The organism is Clostridium sp. MB05, from assembly GCF_046581255.1.
In the GTDB taxonomy this organism is placed as follows: Bacteria; Bacillota; Clostridia; order Clostridiales; family Clostridiaceae; genus Clostridium.
This window is the reverse complement of the sequence record NZ_CP174370.1, coordinates 3,926,877-3,950,242: the sequence shown is the minus strand read 5'-3', so window position 1 is coordinate 3,950,242 and position 23,366 is coordinate 3,926,877. Positions and strand designations below refer to the sequence as shown.

At 28.6% G+C, this 23,366-nt stretch carries 21 protein-coding genes and 1 tRNA gene; 17 read left to right on the top strand and 5 right to left on the bottom strand.

Annotation, left to right across the window (positions count from 1 at the left end; translation table 11 throughout):
* Window positions 1–20: 20 nt before the first annotated feature.
* The 7 genes from ACH36K_RS18560 (at window position 21) to ACH36K_RS18530 (ending at window position 7,644) form a co-directional block, all read left to right on the top strand.
* Window positions 21–95: transfer RNA gene (locus tag ACH36K_RS18560), tRNA-Asn, on the top strand.
* A 214-nt stretch (window positions 96–309) separates the two neighbouring features.
* A complete protein-coding gene (locus tag ACH36K_RS18555) occupies window positions 310–1,278 on the top strand; it encodes a polysaccharide deacetylase family protein (protein WP_411169050.1) in 969 nt (322 codons plus the stop codon).
* A gap of 90 nt (window positions 1,279–1,368) precedes the next feature.
* A complete protein-coding gene (locus tag ACH36K_RS18550) occupies window positions 1,369–2,043 on the top strand; it encodes a response regulator transcription factor (RefSeq protein WP_411169049.1) in 675 nt (224 codons plus the stop codon).
* A 2-nt stretch (window positions 2,044–2,045) separates the two neighbouring features.
* Entirely contained in the window at window positions 2,046–3,434 is a 1,389-nt protein-coding gene (locus tag ACH36K_RS18545; RefSeq protein WP_411169048.1) for a sensor histidine kinase, read from the top strand.
* A 1-nt stretch (window position 3,435) separates the two neighbouring features.
* Window positions 3,436–4,908, top strand: a complete 1,473-nt coding sequence (locus ACH36K_RS18540; RefSeq protein ID WP_411169047.1) for a hypothetical protein — start codon at window positions 3,436–3,438, stop codon at window positions 4,906–4,908.
* Window position 4,909: 1 nt separating this feature from the next.
* The gene (locus ACH36K_RS18535) at window positions 4,910–6,289 is read left to right on the top strand and encodes a TldD/PmbA family protein (protein ID WP_411169046.1); all 1,380 of its coding nucleotides are present in this window, start codon (window positions 4,910–4,912) and stop codon (window positions 6,287–6,289) included.
* Window positions 6,290–6,300: 11 nt separating this feature from the next.
* The gene (locus ACH36K_RS18530; protein WP_411169045.1) at window positions 6,301–7,644 is read left to right on the top strand and encodes a TldD/PmbA family protein; all 1,344 of its coding nucleotides are present in this window, start codon (window positions 6,301–6,303) and stop codon (window positions 7,642–7,644) included.
* Window positions 7,645–7,759: 115 nt separating this feature from the next.
* Here ACH36K_RS18530 and ACH36K_RS18525 read toward each other — a convergent pair whose 3' ends face one another.
* Entirely contained in the window at window positions 7,760–9,619 is a 1,860-nt protein-coding gene (locus ACH36K_RS18525) for an LTA synthase family protein (RefSeq protein ID WP_411169044.1), read from the bottom strand.
* A gap of 222 nt (window positions 9,620–9,841) precedes the next feature.
* Between ACH36K_RS18525 and ACH36K_RS18520 the strand changes: the two genes are divergently transcribed.
* Window positions 9,842–10,795 carry an NAD(P)/FAD-dependent oxidoreductase gene (locus ACH36K_RS18520; protein ID WP_411169043.1) on the top strand — a complete coding sequence of 318 codons (954 nt, stop codon included), beginning with the start codon at window positions 9,842–9,844 and terminating at the stop codon, window positions 10,793–10,795.
* Between the two features lie 20 nt (window positions 10,796–10,815).
* On the opposite strand, the gene ACH36K_RS18515 is transcribed toward ACH36K_RS18520, so the two are convergent.
* Together ACH36K_RS18515 and ACH36K_RS18510 are read right to left on the bottom strand one after the other, a co-directional pair.
* Window positions 10,816–11,403, bottom strand: coding sequence for a GDSL-type esterase/lipase family protein (locus ACH36K_RS18515; protein ID WP_411169042.1), 588 nt, complete (start codon window positions 11,401–11,403; stop codon window positions 10,816–10,818).
* Between the two features lie 14 nt (window positions 11,404–11,417).
* Window positions 11,418–12,056, bottom strand: coding sequence for a RusA family crossover junction endodeoxyribonuclease (locus tag ACH36K_RS18510; RefSeq protein ID WP_411169041.1), 639 nt, complete (start codon window positions 12,054–12,056; stop codon window positions 11,418–11,420).
* Between the two features lie 226 nt (window positions 12,057–12,282).
* Between ACH36K_RS18510 and tsaD the strand changes: the two genes are divergently transcribed.
* The 5 genes from tsaD (at window position 12,283) to eutH (ending at window position 17,474) form a co-directional block, all read left to right on the top strand.
* A complete protein-coding gene (gene tsaD, locus ACH36K_RS18505) occupies window positions 12,283–13,293 on the top strand; it encodes a tRNA (adenosine(37)-N6)-threonylcarbamoyltransferase complex transferase subunit TsaD (protein ID WP_411169040.1) in 1,011 nt (336 codons plus the stop codon).
* 21 nt (window positions 13,294–13,314) lie between these two features.
* Window positions 13,315–14,343 (top strand): alpha/beta fold hydrolase, encoded by a 1,029-nt coding sequence (locus ACH36K_RS18500; protein ID WP_411169039.1) that lies wholly within the window; start codon window positions 13,315–13,317, stop codon window positions 14,341–14,343.
* 92 nt (window positions 14,344–14,435) lie between these two features.
* Window positions 14,436–15,680 carry a S1C family serine protease gene (locus ACH36K_RS18495; protein ID WP_411169038.1) on the top strand — a complete coding sequence of 415 codons (1,245 nt, stop codon included), beginning with the start codon at window positions 14,436–14,438 and terminating at the stop codon, window positions 15,678–15,680.
* Window positions 15,681–15,872: 192 nt separating this feature from the next.
* Window positions 15,873–16,283, top strand: a complete 411-nt coding sequence (locus ACH36K_RS18490; protein WP_322459093.1) for a carboxypeptidase regulatory-like domain-containing protein — start codon at window positions 15,873–15,875, stop codon at window positions 16,281–16,283.
* A gap of 108 nt (window positions 16,284–16,391) precedes the next feature.
* Window positions 16,392–17,474 (top strand): ethanolamine utilization protein EutH, encoded by a 1,083-nt coding sequence (gene eutH / locus ACH36K_RS18485; protein ID WP_411169037.1) that lies wholly within the window; start codon window positions 16,392–16,394, stop codon window positions 17,472–17,474.
* Window positions 17,475–17,485: 11 nt separating this feature from the next.
* On the opposite strand, the gene ACH36K_RS18480 is transcribed toward eutH, so the two are convergent.
* Window positions 17,486–18,529: an FAD:protein FMN transferase gene (locus tag ACH36K_RS18480; RefSeq protein WP_411170730.1), complete on the bottom strand. Its 1,044-nt coding sequence runs from the start codon at window positions 18,527–18,529 to the stop codon at window positions 17,486–17,488.
* 113 nt (window positions 18,530–18,642) lie between these two features.
* The gene (locus ACH36K_RS18475) at window positions 18,643–19,074 is read right to left on the bottom strand and encodes an FMN-binding protein (RefSeq protein ID WP_411169036.1); all 432 of its coding nucleotides are present in this window, start codon (window positions 19,072–19,074) and stop codon (window positions 18,643–18,645) included.
* A gap of 318 nt (window positions 19,075–19,392) precedes the next feature.
* On the opposite strand from ACH36K_RS18475, the gene ACH36K_RS18470 reads away from it, so the two are divergent.
* The 4 genes from ACH36K_RS18470 to ACH36K_RS18455 all read left to right on the top strand — a co-directional run bounded on the left by ACH36K_RS18470 (window position 19,393) and on the right by ACH36K_RS18455 (window position 23,360).
* Window positions 19,393–21,270, top strand: coding sequence for an FAD-dependent oxidoreductase (locus tag ACH36K_RS18470; protein ID WP_411169035.1), 1,878 nt, complete (start codon window positions 19,393–19,395; stop codon window positions 21,268–21,270).
* Between the two features lie 142 nt (window positions 21,271–21,412).
* The gene (locus ACH36K_RS18465; RefSeq protein WP_411169034.1) at window positions 21,413–21,793 is read left to right on the top strand and encodes a NusG domain II-containing protein; all 381 of its coding nucleotides are present in this window, start codon (window positions 21,413–21,415) and stop codon (window positions 21,791–21,793) included.
* A 9-nt stretch (window positions 21,794–21,802) separates the two neighbouring features.
* Window positions 21,803–22,315, top strand: a complete 513-nt coding sequence (locus ACH36K_RS18460; RefSeq protein ID WP_322458523.1) for a Gx transporter family protein — start codon at window positions 21,803–21,805, stop codon at window positions 22,313–22,315.
* A 79-nt stretch (window positions 22,316–22,394) separates the two neighbouring features.
* Window positions 22,395–23,360: a polyprenyl synthetase family protein gene (locus tag ACH36K_RS18455; protein ID WP_411169033.1), complete on the top strand. Its 966-nt coding sequence runs from the start codon at window positions 22,395–22,397 to the stop codon at window positions 23,358–23,360.
* Window positions 23,361–23,366 lie beyond the last annotated feature (6 nt).

The following is a 23,366-nucleotide window of genomic DNA, read 5'->3' as shown; positions in this document are numbered from 1 at the left end:
GGGAACAAACTCTGGATTATTCCGTGGTAGCTCAATGGTGGAGCACTCGGCTGTTAACCGATAGGTTGGAGGTTCGAATCCTCTCCACGGAGCCATTTTAATTTTAAGAGTTTTATAAGAGTAGATTTAAATCTATTGTTATAAAACTCTTTTTTAATGTGGTTAATTGGAAAAAATGTAACTTTTTTGTAACTTTTAGTTAACGAATTGTAATGACTTGTAGAAAAAAATTATATATAATTAAATTATGGGACAAGTAATATCTAAAAAAGAGAAAGAGTGGGTTTTATGGGGAATAGAAGCAGAGTAATGAGAAAGAAAAGATTTATTATATTTATAGTTGTTTTAATAGCATCTATATTTGCATTATCATTGATTTTTTATGAATTAAAGGAAAATATTTTTTATATAAAGGCAGAGACTTTAGGCAGCAATGTAGAAAATTCTAACGACAAGAGCAATGAAGAAAATGATATAGATTTTGAAAATACTGAACATAATGATAAACAAAAAGATAATGTAGTTAATGATGAGGAAGTTGAAGATGGAGATTTAAATACTTTAGATAATTCAGGTTATATCACATTAGATAAAGATCCCAATGCAGATGATGCCTCAATAGTTCTTCCTAAAACTATGTATGAATGGAATTTTTATAGAGAAGATGGAAGAAAAATTGCGTATCTTACTTTTGATGATGGACCTTCTAAACATGCAACTGAAAAAATTTTGGATATATTAGCAGCAAATAATGTAAAGGCTACATTTTTTACATTAGGGAGTTCAGTTGAGCATAATAATCAAGCAGCAGATATATTAAAAAGGATTGCTAGGGAAGGGCATTCCATAGGAAGTCATGGATATTCACATGATTATTCTATACTTTATCCTAATAGAACAGTAAATGTAGATGCTTTTATAAATGACTTTGAAAAAAATGATAGAATATTGAAGGAAATATTGGGAAAAGATTTTAATACAAGATTAATAAGAATGCCTGGTGGACATGCTAGCTGGAATGGAACAAAAGCATTGGATGAAGTATTGACTAAAAAAGGAATTTATCAAACGGATTGGAATTCATTAAATGGAGATGCAGAAAGCAAGGATTTTCCAACGGAGTATCTATTGAACAAATTAAAGGAAACTGTTGGGGATAAAGATGTAGCAATTGTATTAATGCACGATACTGATGCTAAAAAAGGAACAGTTCATTATTTACAAAGTGCTATAGATTATTTAAAATCAGAAGGATTTGAGTTTAGAACCTTGAAATAAAAAAGGGACGGATATCCGTCTCTTATTTGCATATATAAGAGTATAAATCATTAAAAAAGTTAATAATATTATATATTTAGGGGGAGTAAGATGAGTAAAATATTACTAGTAGAAGATGAAGAAAGTATAAGAGGATTTTTAAAAATAAATTTACAAAGAAACAACTTAGATGTAATTGAAGCTAAAAGTGGTGAAGAGGGCCTGAAACTTGCAGCTATAGAAAAGCCTGCAATTGCAGTTTTAGATGTTATGTTACCAGGAATAGATGGCTTTAAAGTATGCAATAAATTAAGAAATGATTTTCCTGACATTGGAATAATAATGCTAACAGCAAAAGGTCAAGATATGGATAAGATTATGGGATTAGAATACGGGGCAGATGATTATATTGTAAAACCATTTAATCCATTAGAGGTTGTTTTAAGAATAAAAGCATTGATGAGAAGGCTTGGAAATGAGAAAAAGGAAAAGTTGCAATTAGGAGCATTTTTAATAGATATGTATTCTCAGAAGGTTTTAAAGGACAATATAGAAGTAGATGTAACTCCAAAAGAATATTTGTTAATGAAGATATTTTTAGAGAATCCTAATAAAGCTTTCACTAGAGATGAGCTATTAGATTTAGTTTGGGGGAAGAACTATTTTGGAGATGCAAAAATAATAGATGTTAATATTAGAAGGTTAAGGGCAAAAATAGAAGAAAATCCTTCAGAACCTAGATATATAGAAACTATATGGGGCATAGGATATAGGTGGAAGTCATAAAAATGAAGAGTATAAAGAATGAGTTACTAAAAGGAATATTTATAATTATTTTTTCAACTGTTATGTTTTTAAATATTTTACTAATGATATTTATTCGAAAATATTATTATGATAATACTGAAGATCTATTAAAAAATAGAATACAAGTATCTATAAACTTTTATACTAAGTATTTTTCTTCAAAGTCATTAGCTGAAACTATTTATGATAATGTTGATACTTTTTGGAATGATAATAATGCCCAAGTTGAAATTTTTGATTCAGAAGGTAATTTATTAATGGATTCTATTGGAATTAACGATAGTAAGTTAATCAATACACCTGATATAACTAAAGCTATTAAAGGTGAAGCAGCTAGGTGGATAGGAAAAGTTGATTATTATGATAGTAAAGTTATGGCAGTATCATATCCATTAATTATAGATGGAGAAATAATAGGTGTAATTAGATTTATAACTTCATTAGAAGCTATAGATATGGTAATAACTAATATAATCCTTATATTTTTTGCTATATCAATCGTTGTTTTAATATTGGGAATAATATTGAGTATATTATTATCGAATAGCATAATCAATCCAATTAAATATTTAAATAAAGTTGCAGAAAAAATGGGGAGTGGAAATTTAGGAGTTAGAAGTAATCTTAATAGTGAAAATGAAATTGGACAATTATCAAATACTTTAAACTTCATGGCAAATGAGATAGAAAAAAGAGAACAATTAAAAAATGAATTTATATCATCAGTGTCGCATGAGTTAAGAACACCGTTAACAGCTATAAAAGGTTGGACCATAACTCTAAATAATGATGAAACTGATAAAGAAACGTTAAAGTTAGGTTTTGAAATAATAGAAAAAGAAACAGATAGGTTGTCATCAATGGTAGAAGATTTATTAGATTTTTCTAGATTAATAAATGAAAAGATAACGTTAGAATTAGAAAGTGTAAATATAATTGAGTTCATGAATCATATAGAATCTTTTATAAAGCCTAGATCAAAAAGAGAGGGGATAAATTTACAATTTGCAACAGAAGCTGAAGGTTGTATGTGTGTAGATAGTAATAGATTGAAACAAGTATTCATTAATTTGTTAGATAACTCATTTAAATTTACTGAAGAAGAAGGTAGTATAATTTTTACAACGATAAAAATTAATGATAAAATAAAATTTATAATAGAAGACAATGGTTGTGGAATATCTGATGAAGACTTACCTAGAGTAAAAGAAAAATTTTTTAAAGGAAAGAATTCTAAATCTCAAAGTGGCATAGGATTATCAATTTGTGATGAGATAATAAAATTGCATAAAGGTATATTTAATATATATAGTAAATTAGGAATAGGTACAAAGGTTGAAATTATTATTCCAATAAGTAAGGAGCAATAGTATGAAAAAATTTTTATTTATATTTGTTATACTAATACTTACTATGAGTATAGGTTGTAGCAAAGTAAGTGGAAAAGATACACAGGCAATAAAAGCTCCTGATAATAATAATCTTAAAATAAAAGGAGTATGGAGTATAGAAGATATTAGTATACTAGATAATGAAATTGAAAATAAAGAAGAGATAATGAATTTAAAATCTTCTTTAATAAGTATAACAAACAATAAATTTTCTATACTTAATAAAGTGTATTCAAATCCAAAATACAAATTAAAAGTTGTTGATGAGACGTATGTTCTGTCGTATGAATTAAATTTAAAATTAGGAGATGTATTAGAGGAAGAATCAAAACTAGATTTAATATCAATAATAGATTCTAATACAATTGTAGGAGAATTTATTTCAGTAGATGATGAAAATGGATATATATTTTATGATGGAATACTATTTAAATTAGTCAAAAAGGAGAGTAGCCTAAAAGATATAGATTATGATAATAATATGGTTGAGGCAGAGGTAATAAAAGAAGATTACAATAGCGATGTAGGGGTTATGATAGCTTTAAAGACCCCTAGAAAAGAATTAGATAATGGTACCTTTACAGAAGAAAAATATAAAACATTGTGGATATCATTTAAGAATGATAAGCTACAACCTGTTTTAGAAAAGGAAAATATAATATTCCCAAGAATGAATGGAATATGGAGTATTAAAAGTAATTTAATTGAAAATAATGCTGAGCATATAGAATATTTTACTGCTGCACCTTTAGAAGGGAAGCAAGAAATAAAACTAGAAGCAAGCGAGCCTAAGGATGTATATAAAAATATAAACTTCATCTCAAATGATTATATTTCTATTGAAAAATATGAAGGAGATAATTTTCAAAACATATTTCCTATATATCAGACTATTCCTATAGATAATATAAATTCAAAGAAGGGACTTAATATTGAAGAAATATACTCAATTGAGTCTAAAGAAAAATATAAAAAAGATTTTAATTCAACTCTCGATACTTTGTCAGAAGAGAAGAGAAACAGTTTAAATAAAGATATAAATTACAGTAATTTTACTATAAAAAGAATTGAAGGGAAATGGAGCTTAGTTGGAAATATTCCATCAATTAATACAGATTATAATGGAATAAGTTATAGAATATCTTTAAATCCAAGTAAGAAAATATTAAATTATGATACGCTATTAATTTCATGGAAGGATTTAAAATGGAAATTTCCTTTTATAAAGGATGCTTATACATCTCCAACTGGAAGGTTAGCTGTAATATTATCCAATAATAAATTATTGGTATATGAAATGGAAGATCGAGATGTAAAGGGTAGTCCATTAATAAGTATAGAATTAAATGAAGGTGAAGAAGTAATAATGGCTGAGTGGGCTAGTGGTAGTTATGTAGATTCATGGGCAAAGGCATTTAAAGATGGAAAAGAGATAGGCATGGAGGAGGAGTAATATGTTATCAAAAAATATATTGTCTAGTGTTTTAGCTAGATGTTTAATAACAGGTGGAGATTTTGCAGAAATTTTTGAAGAAGATACAATAGATACTTCTATAAGTATTTTAAATGGAAAGGTAGAAAATTCTATATCTGGAAGAACTCATGGAATAGGTATAAGAATTTTTAAAGGTTTTAAAAGTGTTTATGCATACACTAATAATATTAGTTTAAATGCTTTATTGGATACAGCACAAAAAGCAGCATTAGCTCTTGGAGAGTTAAAAGAGGATATAAGTGTAGTGCTTAATGAAAAAACTATATATAATAATAATCCAATTATATATATTCCTTCTTCAATAAGTGCGCAAAAAAAGATAGAAGTTATGAAAATTGGATACAAAGCAGCAAAGGAATATCATGATGAAATAAAGCAAGTATCAGTAGGGTATTTAGATAAAGAACAAAATGTATTAATAGCTAATACAGAAGGTTTATATACAGAGGATAGAAGAGTTAGAACAAGACTTTCAATAAGCTCAGTAGCATCATTAAATGGAGAAAATCAAACTGGTTTTGAAGGACCAGGTGCACATAAAGGATTTGAGTTATTTAATGATATAGATCCAGAGTATTATGGTAAAGAAGCATCTAGAGTTGCTTATACAATGTTACATGCTAAGAATTGCCCAGCAGGTAAAATGCCTGTAGCAATAGATAATGGATTTGGTGGGGTAATATTCCACGAGGCTTGTGGACATTCTTTAGAGGCAACAGCTGTTGCAAAAGGAAACTCAGTATTTACAAATATGCTTGGTAAACAAATAGCATCAATAAAGGTAACTGCAATTGATGATGGGACTATACCTAATGCATGGGGGTCATTAAATATAGATGATGAAGGAAATAAAACTAGAAAAAATGTGTTAATAGAAAATGGTATATTAAAAGGATATTTAATTGATAAATTAAATGGAAGAAGAATGGGGATGGAGGCAACAGGAAGTTCAAGAAGACAAAATTATAAGTTTGCTCCTACTTCAAGAATGACAAACACATATATAGCAGCAGGAACTGATAACGAAGCTGAAATAATTAAATCAATATCAGATGGTTTATATGCAAAAAAAATGGGTGGAGGTTCAGTAAACCCAGTGACAGGAGAGTTTAACTTTGCAGTATCTGAAGGATATATTGTAAAAAATGGTGAAATACAAGAGCCAGTTAGAGGTGCAAGTTTAATTGGTAAAGGTAGCGAAGTATTAATGAATATAGATATGGTAGGCAAGAATTTAGAACAAGGTCAAGGTATGTGCGGATCAATTTCAGGAAGTATCCCAACTAATGTAGGTCAACCTATGATTAGAGTAAAAGAAATTACAGTAGGTGGAAGATAGGGGGAGTAGATGTGGAATTAAAAGTATTTATAAATAAATTATTTGAAGAAGCTAAAAACTCTAGCTTCAATGAATACGAAGTTTATTATGTAGATAGAGAAAGCTTAAGTATAAATGTATATAATGAAGAAGTGGAAAAATACAATTTAACTACCTCATATGGATTATCTTTTAGAGGAAAAATAAATGAAAAAATAGGATATTCATATACAGAAATACTAGATGAAGACGCAATAAAAATGCTTGTTAAAAATGCTAAAGAAAGCGCATTAGCTATTGAAAATGAAGATATACAATTTATTTATGAAGGAGATAAAGAGTATAAAGAGGTCAACACCTATTATAAGGCTTTAGAAAACCTTCCAGCAGATAAATTAATAGATTTAGCACTAAGTATGGAAAGAGAAGCAAAAAAATTAGACGATAGAGTAGTTAGCTTTGGAGGATGTGGAATAGGATATAACAAAGCAAAGTATGGAATAATTAATTCTAAAGGGTTAAATTTAGAGAATAAGTCTAATTTATTAAGCGCTTATGTAGTTCCGATAATAAAAGATGGAGAGAATATGCATGATGGAATAGGGTATATTACAGCTAAATATTTAGATGAAGTAAACTCAAAAAAATTAGCTGATGATGGAGTTAATGAAGCATTATCAAAAGTTGGAGGTAAATCAGTCCCTTCAGGAAAATATAAAGTAATTATAAATAATGAAGCAATGGTTTCATTATTATCTACATTTGCAGGGGTGTTCAGTGGAGATGCAGCTCAAAAAGGTTTAAGCTTATTAAAAGGAAAAGAAGGAGAGGTAATAGCAAGTAAAAAAGTAACTTTATTAGATGATCCTCACTTAGAAGATGGATTAGCATCAGTTCCATTTGACGATGAGGGGGTTTCAACAAAGAAAAAGGATATAATACATGAAGGAAAGCTTATTACTCTTTTGCATAATTTAAAGACAGCTAACAAAGGTAATACAAAGTCTACAGGTAATGGATTTAAAAATTCATATGGATCTCCAGTAGGAGTATCTCCAACTAATTTATACTTAAAGAATGGAGAAAAATCCTTTGATGAATTATTAAAAGAAGTAGGAGAAGGTTTAATAATAACGGACTTTGCAGGATTGCACTCAGGAGCAAATTCAATAACAGGAGATTTCTCACTAGCTGCAAAGGGGTTTTATATAAAGGATGGTAAAAAAGATTATCCAGTAGAACAAATTACAGTAGCAGGAAACTTCTTTAATCTTTTAAAGGACATAGAAGAAGTAGGAAATGACCTAAAGTTCCCTATGAGTAGTATAGGAAGCCCATCTGTTAAAATTAGTGAATTATCAGTAGCGGGAAAGTAATAAGAAAATAAGAAGTAATAACTAGAAGTAGAAGTTTTAGAAAATATATAAGAGCTTTTTAATATATAACAAAAGCGAAGGTATTATCCTTCGCTTTTGTTATATATAATTTTAATTATTTATTTTCTAAATAGTTGCTTCTTATCATTTTATCTGATAATTCAACTATATTTTTATACATTTCTTTTTCTTCATCAGTTAAATCTTCACCTATAACCCTTTGGTTAGTAAGCACTGCAAAGGACTTATTAGTATTTAATAGATTTCTACCCAAAGCAGTATTTATATATTTATCATTTGGTACGCCCATTAGGTATAGTAAAGTAGGCATAATATCAACTTGTCCACCTATAGTTTCAAAAGTCTTTGGTTCTTTAATATCCTTTGACCAAATTATAAAAGGTATAGTAGGATTTCCATTATCTGAATACCAATCTTCTTTATTAGTAAGCTTATCTATTGAATTATTATAGTATTTATGAACCCCAGTATGATCGCCTTCAATAACAACAACTGTATTATCTAGCAAACCTTCTTTATCTAGAAGCTCTAAGAATTTACCAATTTGAGTATCTGTGTACTTAACACTTTCAAAATACCCACCAAGTTCGTTTTGATCAAGCTCTGGATCTAATTTTAGAACTCTTTTTTCTTTAGGTAAGTCAAAAGGTCCATGGCTAGTTAATGTAACTGTAAATGCATAAAATGGATCTTTTAGATTTTTTAGCATTGGAGTAACTTGTCTAAAGTAGCTTTCATCAGATAAACCAAGACCGATTTCTTCGTCTATATTAAATGAATAGTAATCAACAAAATGTTTAAATCCAATACCTGTTAATCCATTTACATAGTTCCAGAAAGAGCCCTTATCAGGATGAATTGCTATAGTTTCATAACCATCTTCCTCTAATAAAAGAGGTAATGAGTTGTAATTAGTTGAAGGATATCTAAAGAAAGTACTTCCTCTTCTTAATGGGAACATAGAAGTATTAATCATTAAATCTGAATCGGAGCTTGTACCTTCATTAACTTGCTCATACACATTAGGGAAGTACAATCCTGTTTTAATTAGTTCATCCATAACAGGAGTTATTTTTTGACCATTTGTTTCTTTTCCAATTATAAAGCTTTCTAAGGATTCAACTTGTATAACTAAAAGATTTTTGTCTTTAAATATCCCCTTATATTGATTATCAGGTAAATTTTCTTTTTGATTAAAGAATTCATCTATCTGAGCTTTTTCATTTTTAGTTAGTTCATACGGCTTAGAATCCTTATAAACATTAACTACATCAAATATGTGGTAACCTATAGATGAAAAGTATCTTGCAGTATTAGTTGGATCATAATTTGAAAATATATATCCATTTTTAACATCTTCATTTTTAAGTACATATAGATTAAAAGGAACGTATCCTATATATAAAATACTTGATAGTAATATAACTATAAAAGTAATAGGGGCTCTCCTTTTAACTTTTGTATAAGATTTTCTAGTAAAGAACACAAATATTCCAAGCACTATAAAATCAATAACTAATAAGAAATCCTTATTGCTAAACATTGAAGATATGGTACCGCCCATATTATCTAAATTTGCTGTTTGAGTTAGTAATAAGGCTGAAGGCATTGTTAAGAAGCCTCTAAAATACCCTAAATCTAATAGTATTAGCAAAGTTATTATTAAATCTATAATAAATAGATATATAACTCGTCCTTTACCTTTAAATAGTAGTGAGAAACTAAGAAAAATTAAAGCAAAGGCATAATAATAATTAATAAATGGCTTTGCTGAATTATATCCAAGAGTAATATCCAAAGTATAAGGATCTTGATTGACTACAAATCCCTGGAACAAGATACCCTTAAAAATAATAGCTGTAAAGGGGATCAAAAATAGTATGGTTCTTATAATGGTATCAAAGCTAAGAGTACTATAAAAATAGTTTTTTATTTTAACAAAAAAATTGTTCAATTTATCACCTCGTTTATATATAATGCTATGCTATTTATGTTTACAATACTTAAATTATATTATAGTAATTTTCATAAAGCAAATTACATTAATATTAATTTTTTAACCAATATAAAAACTAATTTCAATAACAGAGATAATTTTACAAAGTATATTATAACTTAAGAACATTATGTTATAATATTTATATGTTTTTATTTAACATTGATATGGAGGTTATATATGCTTCAATATGATTTAATTATAATTGGAGGGGGAGCATCAGGACTTTCAGCCGGAGTTTCTGCTCTACGAAATGGAATTAAGAAAGTTTTAATTTTAGAAAGAGAAAATGATTTAGGTGGAAATTTAAACTTATTTATACATATGGGCTTTGGAAGGTATTACTTAGAAAAAGATGTTACAGGACCAGAGTTAAGTAGCAAGCTTATTAAAGAATATAAGGCTTTAGGTGGTGTATATAAGGTAAATACAGAAGTACTAGAAGTAACAAAAAACAAGGTTATTTCCTATGTTAATCCACAAAATGGAATACAGGAGATAAAAACGAGCTCTATAATACTTGCTTCTGGGCGAAGAGAAAGGTTCACTGGAAATATAAATATGCCAGTTCATAAATATACAGGTATATTTACTTTAGCTTCAGCACATAGACTTATAAATTTACAAGGATTTTTACCAGGAAAAGAAATTGTTATAATAGGAAATAATAACTGGTCATTAATTATAGCAAGAAGGCTGTTAATAGAAGGAGCTAGAGTAAATGCTATTATAGATGATTCTAGGAATGGATTTTTAGATGAAAATGGGATTAAATTTATAGAAGGTTTTAATATAGATATAATAAAAAACTGTAATGTTCTTGAACTTTATGGCAATGAAAGAATAGAAAGTATAGACATAGAAAATTTAGAAGACGGAAGTATAAAAAATATAGGTTGTGATTCCTTAATATTAACAGTTGGATATTATCCCGAAATATCTTTTATGAAAAAAACAAATATATTATTAGAGGAAAATAATATACCATTAGTTAAAAATTATGAAACCTCTATAAACGGAATTTTTGCATGTGGTACACTTTTAACTGGAGATAAAGGTATATTAAATAGTGGAGAAAATGGTTATGAAGTTGGAAAAATAGTATCAGAGTATATAAAAAAATATATGTATTAAGGGATAAGGGGAATGAATTTTTAATATGCATTCCCCTTAATATTTAATGAATTTATAAATTCATTAAATATTAATAATTGCCCTTTAGCATTTAAATGGATTCCATCAATAAATATATCATTATGAGAATGGTTTAATGTAACAGTATAAAAATCAACATATTTAATATTATATTTATCGCAAAGTTCAATTATACAACATCTTAGTAAAGGAAGTTGTTTTTCGCAATAATCATACGTAGGAGAAGGCATAAATAAATTGTAAGCATCTTCTTTTAATATAGTAGGGGGAATGCCTATTATTATTTCTTTAGTTAAAGTTAATGCCTCCTTTATTATTAATTCTATATTTTCTAATACTGCATTTATTGGTCTATTGGAAAGAAAATCATTAGTTCCTCCCATAATGAAAATCTTTTGTGGTGAAAGGTAGAGGACATCTTCTGTAAATCTATTTAACATATCTGTAGTTGTATTTCCGTTTACACCTTTATTTATTATAGTCAGTGGTTCAATATTAATTAATTTTTCAACCCAATTAACATTCTTATTTACCCCATATCCATAAGTTAAACTATCTCCAATAAAGATAAAAGAATTTTTATTCAATTAAAAGTTCCTTTCTAAAACAATTTATTAAAACAAGTACGGCAAATTAATGTTTTACCACTATTAGCTTTAATAATATTGCTATCATTAATTTTTTTGCTACAAAATTCGCATATTAATATTTTAGTAGTATCGTCAGATTTAATACTAGAAGATTTAGAGTTAATATTTTTTGGTGTCTTAGATGAACCTTTTTTTATTGAAGAATAAATCTTTTTAAGACTAGTTTTTTTTCTGGGTAAAATCGAATAAGAAATTTCAAATTCACTTTCTCCAAAAAACTCTAATTCGAAACGTGGATTTTCTTTGTCGTAAAATTCCTCTGTAATAATTCTTCTTATTTGCGCATCATTAACTATGAGACCGCTTTTTTCAATCCCGTCAAAAATACTTTTAGTTATATTAGCAGTATCAGGATGCCTTTTTTCACTCTTATAATAAACTTTAAGAACAGCTATAAGTGACTCTTCTAGAACTATATCTGGATTTTGTATTCTGGAATAGTATGCAATTTCTTCTTCATAAAGTGCATACCTATCATGAGCTTTTCCAGTATTATAAGGAAGTATTGCTCTACCATCCTTATTATGTAATTTAAAATTAGATTTAGATATGGGTGAACCTGGTACAATTACTTTTGCATAAGAACTCATTATGAAAACTCCTTTAAAATAATATTAATATATCCTTAAAAATCCATTAATTCTAATAAAAAATAATGAATAATTTGTTTATTCAGTATATAATAAACAATGGTAATAATACGAAATAAGCTTTATTTTAATATACAATAATGAACTTATTTTAACAAGAAAACAAATATAAATATAAATTTGTAATATTTTAATATAAATATAATTAGATTAAGAGGTATTAGTTATGGAAAGTAAATTAATATTATCAATAGAATCAAGCTGTGATGAAACATCAGCAGCTGTAGTTAAAGATGGAAGAGAGGTACTATCTAACATAATAGCTTCTCAAATAGAAACCCATAAAAAATATGGAGGGGTAGTGCCAGAAGTTGCATCTAGAATGCATATAGAAGTAGTAAATGGTGTTGTAATGGAAGCATTACAAGAAGCAGGAGTAAGTTTAAATGATATAGATGCTATTGGAGTTACTTATGGGCCAGGATTAGTAGGAGCCTTATTAGTTGGACTACAATATGCTAAGGGGCTTGCATATGCAGCTAAAAAGCCTTTAGTTGGAGTAAATCATATAGAAGGCCATATTTGTGCTAACTATATAGAACATAAGGATTTAAAGCCGCCTTTCGTATCATTAGTAGTATCAGGAGGACATACATTTATAGTTCATGTTAAGAATTATGGTGAATATGACGTTATAGGGCAAACAAGGGATGATGCAGCTGGAGAAGCTTATGATAAAGTTGCAAGAGCTCTAGGATTAGGATATCCGGGAGGACCTAAAATAGATAAATTAGCTAAAGAAGGAAATGAAAATGCAATAGAATTTCCAAAAGCTAATTTTCATGATGAAACACTGGATTTTTCATTTAGTGGAGTAAAATCAGCTGTATTAAATTATTTAAATAAATGCAAAATGCAAAATATAGAAATAAATAAAGCTGATGTTGCCGCATCATTCCAAAAGGCTGTTGTTGATGTGTTAAAACAAAATGTATTAAAAACTTGTAAGAAAAAGAAGGTTAATAAAATTGCAATAGCTGGTGGTGTAGCATCAAACTCAGCACTTAGAGCATCCCTTATTAAGGCAGCAGAAGAAGAAGGGATAGACGTATTATTTCCTTCACCAATATTATGTACAGACAATGCAGCTATGATAGGTAGTGCAGCTTATTTTAATTTTATTAGAGGAGAAGATAGTTCTTTAGATATAAATGCAAAGCCAAATTTAAAGCTATAATCTATAAGGGGGAGTGGTATCGTGAAACTTTTACCACATTCAAATGGTGTTTATAAGGTAAATATGAAAAATAAATTAAAGCCAAAGGATATAATAAGAAATGTAGTAGTAGGCATAGGAATATTAATTACTATAGGATTCCTGTATCAAAGAATAAGTAACTTCGTAGCAAAAGAAAAACTTAAGCAAAGAGTAGATTATGCTAGAGTAGACGATAAAAGATTAGATTATAGAATGAGTGGTGAGGGAAAATATACTGTTATATTTGATGGAAATATAGGAGCTAACTTAAATCAATGGAATAGTATAACAGATACGTTAACTACAGATTATAGTGATATAACTACATTTGTTTATAATAGAAGAGGATATGGATATAGTGATGGTGGTAGCATAAGAACTCCAAAAGAACAAGCAGAGGATTTAAGAATATTACTTAGAAAGTCAGCTGCTCCAGCTCCCTATATATTAGTTGGAGAAGAATATGGAAGCTTAGTGTTAACTGAGTTTGCAAAGGCTTATCCAGATTTAGTAGCAGGGGTTGTTTTAGTAAATCCATTAGTTGAAGATAATATTAATACTGATGAATTTAGAAAGAGCCTTATTGTAGAGAATATAAGAAGAGATATAGAAAAGGTTGGTTCAAGCATAGGATTTACTACATTAATATACAAATTGAATTTGGCTTGTGATACAGAAGAATTTGAAAGTAAACTAGATGAAATAAATTTAGAAGAATTTAAAGTACATAGAACAAAAAGAGATTATACAAGTGCAGTTTGCAATGAGTTAGAGAATATAACTAGTGGGAATAATAATAGTCAAGAAGATAGCATATTTAGTGGAAAGCCATATTATTTAATAGCTAAAGAAGGTCAGGAACAGTTAAAATCACTAGGAGATGAATCTTTAACAAAGGTATATAATACTACATCTAAAAGCAATATATTATCTATGTACGAGCCGGACGCAGTTATAACAGGAATAAGGCAAGTTGTTAAGCAAGCAAATGAAATTGAAAGAGCAGAGAAAAAAATAAATAAGAATTAATTACTATAGAGTATATGTCATATAATTGTCACAAAAAAAGGGTATATTAATAACTGTAAAAGTGATTTATAAATGCTTAGGAGGAGTTTGTGATGAGTGATAATAACATATATGATGTAGACAATTATGAAGAGGTTAGTAATGAAAGGTCTTCTTTAGAGAATACTACAAAGGAAGATTATATTGAGGAAGATACATTACTAGAAAAAAATACTACTTTTGATATGAATAAAAGTAATGGGAATAATAAAAAGGAAAAGAAAAAGGGAAGCTTTAAAATAATAGCAATAGCGCTTATAGCAGGTCTTCTAGGAGGAATTATAGGTGGAGGAAGTATATATTATGGAATGAAGGATAGTAATATAAAGAATCAATCTAGTAACCTTACACCTAATCCGCAAACATTTAATACTCAAGAAGGGGCACTAACTGCAAGTGAGGCTTTCGAAAAAGTTGCTCCAGCAGTAGTTATTGTTTCAGCAAATGGAGTAACAGATTATAGTGGAATTATACCTCAACAAGTAGATGGTATTGGATCAGGATTTATAATAAATGAGGAAGGTTACATACTAACTAATTACCATGTTATAAAAGGAGCAAAAGAAGTTGTTGTAACTTTATCTGATGGTAGGGATGTAAAAGCTAAAGTTATTAATTATGATGAAAATCAAGATATTGCAATGTTAAAGCTAAATGATGATAATATTAAGGTACCAGCAATAGTTCAACTAGGTGATTCTGATGTATTAAAACCAGGGGAACAAGTTTTAGCTATAGGAACCCCTTTATCTAAAGATTTTAACCAAACTATAACAGGAGGACTTGTTAGTGCTGTTAATAGAACTGTTGAAACAAGTAATGGAGTTAAACTTAATTTAATACAAACAGATGCAGCTATTAATCCTGGAAATAGTGGAGGACCACTTATAAATACTAAAGGTGAGGTAGTAGGAATAAATACATTAAAAATGTCAGGTGGAGCAGAAGGAATAGGATTCTCAATTCCAATAAATGAAGTTAAAGATAGAATAGATGCTTTATCTAAACCAATATTAAATTTAGGGGTATCAATAAGAGAAATAGATCAAAAACTTGCAAAGCAATATGATATGCAAGAAGGGTTATATATAGTTGAAGTATCAGATTTTTCTCCAGCAGAAAAGGCAGGATTAAAGAGTGGAGATATAATAGTTAAATTCGATGGACAAAGAGTTAAGACATTTAATGAATTAAGAACTATTAAGAATACTAAAAAGGACGGCGATGTAGTTAAAGTAGAAGCTGTTAGAAATGGTGAAAATAAAACTTTCGATGTTCAATTAGAAGCAAAACAATAATAGTTATATAGTATTAATAACTTAAATATTAAAAAGACTAGTATTTAGAAATAAAATATATCTAAAGATAGAGTATATTTTATTAAGACTAGTCTTTTTTTATTAAAACTATTATTACTTAAATCACAATTTATGGATAACGGAATAGATTATACTATGAGAATTTAAAATTTAAACTTAGGAGGCAAAGTTATGAGCGGAAGAATAGCATCATGCGAATTAAAAACAGGGTGTAATGAACAAATAGAAGCAATCGTTAGATTACCAGAGGAGAAGAGATCAGTTATATTTGGAACAGTTTTGGACAGTAACAGAATGCCTGTAGCAGACGCAGTAGTAAAATTATTACAAATAGTTGATGGATGTAGATATCCTTATCCACTAACTCATACCTTTACAGATTGTCATGGTCAATTTTTATTAGGACCTCTATGTCCAAATACAAAATATATGCTAAAAATATATAAAGACAATATAGTGATAAGATGTGCAGAATTAGAAACTTCATCATACAACGGAAAATGTATAGGCAAACCAGATAATGGTGGACACAAATCTCCGAAACTATTTCAAGACAAAACCTCAAGTGAATGTGATTGTTAGATAACTGAATAGGTAGTAACAAAAAAAAGCTTCTTAATTAATTTAAGAGGCTTTTTTATTATTAGAAATTTTGGTAGAATTGTTTTAGATTAATTAAGGGGAGATAATATGGAAAAGATAATGCTATATATAGTAGGGGTATTCTTTGCAATAGGAGTAGTAGATTATATATTTGGAAATAGATTTAATTTGTTTAAAGGAATAGAAGATGGAGTGAAAAGTATGGGATCATTAGCTTTATCTATGATAGGAATACTTTCTATAATACCTATTATTTCAGATGGTATTACTAAATATATGTTACCTATTTTTAAAAATAGTTTAGTAGATCCATCAATAGTGATATCTTCGTTTATTGCCGTCGATATGGGAGGATATAAAATTACACAAGCTATAACTATGGATAAATCAATGATATATTTTTCAGGAATTTTAATATCATCAATATTAGGATGCACTATAAGTTTTACTTTACCATTAGCATTGGGAATTATTGATGAGAAGTATTTAAACATATTATGTAAGGGTATTCTATGTGGAATAGTTACATTGCCAATAGGATTATTTATTGGTGGGATTTTATTAAAGATGAATTTAAGTAATATAATAATTAATCTTTTACCTATTATTGTAATATCTATATTAGTAGCTGTAGGATTATATAGAAAGCCAAATAAAATGATAAAATACTTTACTTATTTAGCAAAAATGATTGTTATATTAGGGGTAATAGGGTTAGGAATACAAGGTTTTTCATCAATAACAGGAATAGTAATAATAAATAATTTGCTTCCACTTGAAGAAACATTAACTATAGTTGGAAAAATAGCAATTTTTTTAGGTGGAGCCAATGTAATGCTAGAGATTATAAAAAGAGTATTTAGAAATAGTATAAGTAATTTAGAAAAAATTTTAGATATTAATTCAGACTCAGTTGCTGCATTAATTGGAAGTTTAGCTTCAGCAGTAATAGTATTCACTGATTTTCATAAGATGGATGATAGAGGAAAACTAATATGTTCAGCCTTCTCAGTTTCAGGTGCTTATGTATTTGGAGGACAGTTAGCATATGTTGCCATAGAGGCTAAAGAAATAGTATTAGTATATGTATTAGTAAAACTAATAAGTGGATTTTTAGGACTAGCATTAGCACTTAAAATAAGTAAAAAAGAGTTAAGAAAAGTTTCTTAACTCTTTTTAGACTAATTAGCTAATGTAAAATCTGTATTAGTTAATTTAAATATATCTCTGATTCCATCAGTAATATAAATTTTATTATCTTTTGTTACAAAGATTGCATCTGTATTTGGTAAAGTATTTACAAACTTCATTCCTTCCTCAACACCCATTGCAAAAACAGAAGTTGATAAAGCATCACCATCAATTGATTTATCACTTACAATGGTTATTCCAGCAATTTCATTATCATATGGATAGCCATTTTGGGGACTTAATATATGGTGATATTTAACTCCATCTTTTTCAATATATCTTTCGTAAATACCAGAAGTAACTATAGATTTATTTTTTACTGTAATGGTACCAATTATATCACCACGATCGGAAAATGGATTTTGAATACCTATTTTCCAGGACTCACTATTAACTTTTTCACCGTGAGCATATATATTTCCACCTAAATCTATAATTGCACTTTTAACATTATTATTTGAAAGTATGTTAGAAATAACATCAGCAGTATATCCTTTAGCTATACCACCAAGATCGATCATCATACCTTTTCTTTTTAGAAATATAGTTTTCTCAGTATCATTTAACTCTAAATCGTTGTAACCAATAAGCGGAAGTTTGGAGTTTATTTCTTCCTGAGTAGGAACTTTAGCCTCTGGTAAGCCGATATTCCAAAGTTTAACTATAGGACCTACTGTTATATCAAATAGTCCATTAGAAAGCTTAGAATACTCTAACCCTTTTTTTATTAATGTGTATGTATCGGAATCTACTTTAATAGGTTCTATTCCAGCAGATTCATTAATTTTATCTACTAATGTACCATTCTCATTAATACTTAAAGTGCTTTCCAACTTTTTAACTTTGTTAAAAACTTCATCTAAAATTTTCTCATCTTTATTATCGTAAAGAGTAACACTAACAACTGTTCCCATTAAAAGTTCGCTTTTAGAAAGGGGCTCAGAGGCTTTGTTATCTTTTGAACAACTAGTCAAAAGTGAAAGAGAAAAAATTAACAAAATAGATATAGTGAAAAGGTTTAAATGTTTTTTCATCATAATTGATCCTCCTAAATAATATGTCGTTTACCATATATATTATAAATAAAAAACTTTAAAAATACAAAAGACTTTAGGTAAAAACCTAAAGTCTAATATGTTACTAATTATTATTTAGCACCTTCTAAAGCTTTTTCAGCTAAAGTTTTGAATTGATTACTTGAATTTGTAGCACCAGTTACTACATCAACTTTAGAAGCATCTTGCTTTTCAACTAATGAAGCTTCTAATTTTGGGAAAGCTTCTTTTGGATTAGTCTTACTTTTTTCTTTCATTGACGTATTGTAGCCTTCATTAGTAAGCTTGCTACCGTCTTTATCACTAGCTTCATCATATTTAACTGTAGCTATTTTTCCATCTTTAACTTCGATTTCTATAGATCCCTTGTATCCTCTGTCATCAGCTTCTGATTCTTTTTTATATGTTCCGTTTTTTAATCCAGCCTCTTTTTTAGCTTCTTCTTTTTTGTCTCCGCATCCTACAAATACAGTAGTAGCTAATGCAGCAACTGCTAATAAGCTTATAATTCTTCTTGATTTCATTGATAAAATCCCCCTTAAACTTATTTTAAAATATTGAAATATTTCCAATTACTAAATAATTATACACAATATTAAGATAAGTTGATATTCAAATTTCTTATAATACATAAGAAAAACTGATAACGTTAAAAAATATACAATCGATACAACTTATTGTAACATAAGGGTTTAAGCTCAAATATAGGTTTATTTTTCTTGAAAAAAATTGTTAAAAAAACCACAAAAAATAATGTGACCTATATAGACATATTATAAAATAGTGTATAGAATTAAATATGCTATTTTAGAATTATTTATAATGAGGGGATGATGTGCAACATGTCAAAAAATAAGATACTTGTTCTTGGTGCTGGATATGGTGGTGTACGTACTGCTAAAAAGCTAGCTAAGAAGTATAAGAAAAACAATGATGTGGAAATTACATTGATAGATAGAAATCCATATCATACATTAATGACAGAATTACATGAAGTTGCAGGGGGAAGAGTTCACCCTGAATCAGTTCAAGTAGAACTATGCAAAATTTTTGGAAAATCAAAAGTTAACGTAGTTACTGACTTTATAGAAAAAGTTGATACAGATAAGAAAGTAGTTAAAACAACACATGGAGAATATTCATATGACTACTTAGTAATAGGTACAGGTAGTGAACCAGCATTTTTCGGAGTGCCTGGAGTAAAAGAAAATGGATTCACTTTATGGTCATTTGAAGATGCACTAAAAATAAGAAAGCATATACAAGACATGTTTGCTAAGGCAAGCTTAGAAAGAAATGCTGGTAAGAGAAAAGAAATGCTTACATTTATAGTTGCAGGATCAGGATTTACTGGTATAGAAATGGCTGGAGAACTTTTAGAATGGAAAAGTAGATTAGCAAGAGAGTATAATGTTGATGAAAACGAAGTCACTCTAAAAGTTGTAGAAGCTATGGGAACTATCTTAAATATGTTAGATAGAAAACAAGCAGATAAAGCAGAAAAATATATGGTTAAGCATGGTATGGAGATTTTAAAGAACTCTCCAATTACAGAAGTAACTGAGGATAAAATAATACTTAAGAGTGGACAAGAAATTAAAACAAGAACATTAATATGGACTTGTGGAATACAAGCAAATCAAGATTCTAAAGAGTATGGATTAGATACAGCTAGAGCAGGAAGATTACAAACTAATGAGTTTATGCAAGCTGTTGGAAAGAAAGATGTATTTGTAGTTGGAGATATGGCTTATTTTGAAGAAGAAGCAGGAAAAGGAACTCCTCAAATAGTTGAAGCTGCAGTTCAAACAGCAGATACAGTAGTTAAAAATATAATTGCATCAATAGAAAATAAAGAAATGCAAAAGTTCTCAGGAAAATATCATGGATTTATGGTTTCAATTGGTGGAAGATATTGTGTTGCTAACTTAATGGGACTTAAATTATCAGGCTTCTTTGCAATGATAATGAAACATTTAGTTAATATACATTATTTATTTGAAGTAAATGATGTTCATGCTATATATAGTTACCTACAACATGAGTTCTTTACTATGGAAGATAGAAGATCTATAATGAGAGGTCATTTATCATCTAAGGCAAATAGATTGTGGTTAGTTCCATTAAGATTATATATAGGATCATTATGGTTAATTGAAGGTTTAAAGAAATTACTTGGTGAAGGTACATGGGATTCAATGTGGAAAGCTAATAACATAAGCGATTTCTTTAACAGAGTAACTATTGGTGCTGATAGCTGGACTAAGGCTGGAAATGTTAAAATGCCATTTACTTGGTTACAAGATGCAACTTCAGGAGCATCAGCAGGAGCTTCAGCTGGAGAAGCTGCAGCAGAATTTGCAAAACCAATTATAAAGGAAATTCCAGGTTGGTATTCAGCAATAATGCAAGTAATGATGCCAAATCCTGAAGTAGCTGTATGGTTCCAAAGAATTGTTGTATTAATGGAAATAGGAATGGGATTATGTTTAATTGCTGGATTATTTACATTTATATGTAGTGGAGTATCAGCTGGTATGGTAGTAAACTTTATTTTATGTGCTATGGCTGGTTGGGATATTTTATGGTTCTTCTTTGGTTCAATTGCATTAATGGGTGGTGCAGGTAGAACATTTGGATTAGATTATTATATAATGCCATGGATTACTAGGCTTGCAGATAATTTCTGGCATGGCAAGAAGCAACCAATATATAAATAGAATGATATAGGGATTATTAGTTAAAAATATTCTCATATTGCATAAAGATTTTATGAGGTAGAGTTTTTGCTCTACCTTATAAAATTACAAAAGTTTATGTTACAAATTCATCCAATTATATTATAATGGAGATGATAAGTTTATGGTTAAAAAATTAGATTTTGTTATAATAGCAGTGCTAATGTTATTATCCTTTTTACCTGAGATTATTTTAGGTGCTTCAGTAGGTAGGGGGTATAGCAATACATATGCAGAAATAACGATTGCTGGAAAACTATATAAGAATGTTCCTTTATCTGAGCATAGAGGTGAGGACATTATAGAATTAAAAACCAAAGAAGGACTAAATATTATAAAGATAAAGGATGATAAAATAGGTATAATAGAGGCAGATTGTGCTGATAAAGTATGTATGAATCCAGAGTATATAGATAAAGCAGGACAAAGCTTAGTATGCCTTCCTCATAAAGTTATGATTGAAATAAAAGGAAAAAGTGAAGATGATATTATACTATCACATTAAGGAGGAGTTATGAAAAAGACTAGTAAAATAGTATATATAGGATTGTTAGTAGCTCAAGCCTTAGTATTACATATTTTTGAGAGAATGATTCCTGTACCTTTTGTAACACCAGGAGCTAAACTAGGATTAGCAAATTTAATTACTGTTATTGCTTTATATACTTTAAATAGCAAAAAAGATGCTTTTTTAGTATTATTTTTAAGGCTTACATTAGCAACAATGTTTGGTGGTAATTTATCATCATTTATGTATAGTGCAACAGGTGGAATTTTAAGTTTCCTTGCAATGGTTTTGGTAAAGGACTTATTTAAAGATAAAGTTAGTATTATAGGTGTAAGCTCAGCAGGTGCAATATTTCATAATGTTGGACAGCTGGTAATTGCATCATTAATAGTTAGAAACATAGGAGTTATGCTATATTTACCTATACTATCAACAGTAGGTATAGTTACAGGTATCTTTATTGGAATAACTGCAAATTACGTTGTGGAACACTTAAAGAAATTACCGATGTTTAGATAACAGGGGAAAATAATTATATTAACTAGGTGAAATAATACTAAATATATTATTTAGATTGTCACTAAGAAGGTGGATTATAATGGACAAGATTTGGAATAAGTATCCTGAATTAAAGCAAGAACTTGTTTGTGTAATAAATTTAATGAAAAAAAATGTTAAATGCAAAGACAAAAGGATTGAAAACTCCATATTAGAATTAATAGAATCAGGTGGTAAGTTATTAAGACCTGCTTTTGTTTTAATAGGATCAAAATTTGGAAATCCTGATAAAGAAAAGTCTATTCCAACTGCAGCAGTAATAGAAATGTTACATATGGCAACATTAGTACATGATGATGTTATAGATGATTCAAAGCTTAGGAGAGGACAAGAAACTATTCAATCTAAGTATGGAAAGGATTATGCTGTTTATATAGGAGATTATCTTTTCTGTGTATGTTTTAAAATCTTAGCAACAAATTCTTCATTACAGGCTATAAAAATGGATTCAAGAGCAATGTCAAAGATTTGTATGGGAGAAGTTAATCAGTTAAATTCAAGATTTTCTATGAAATTATCTGTAAAAGACTATTTGAGTAGAATATCAGGAAAGACTGCTGAATTATTTTCAATATCACTATATTTGGGTGCAGCTGAATGTGATGCAGATAATAAGATTTGTAGGGAACTTGGAAATATAGGACATAATTTAGGGATGGCCTTTCAGATAATAGATGATATTTTAGATTATGAGGGTAGCGATAAAAGTATTAAGAAGTCTGCAGCAAATGATTTAAAGCAAGGAATATATACAATTCCGTTTATATATGCATATAAAAATAATAAATCTGCATTTGAAGAAATTTTAGAAAAAGACTTTTATACTGAAGAAGAGATAGGCAAAATAATAGACTTAGTTAAAGCAAATGATGGAATTAAAATGGCTAAGGATTTAGCTGAAAAGTATATGAAAAAATGCTTTAAGGGTATAGATAAACTTCCTGAAAATGAATATAAGAATGTATTAAAAGAAATAGCAGAATGGCTATTATTAAGAACATATTAAAGGGTT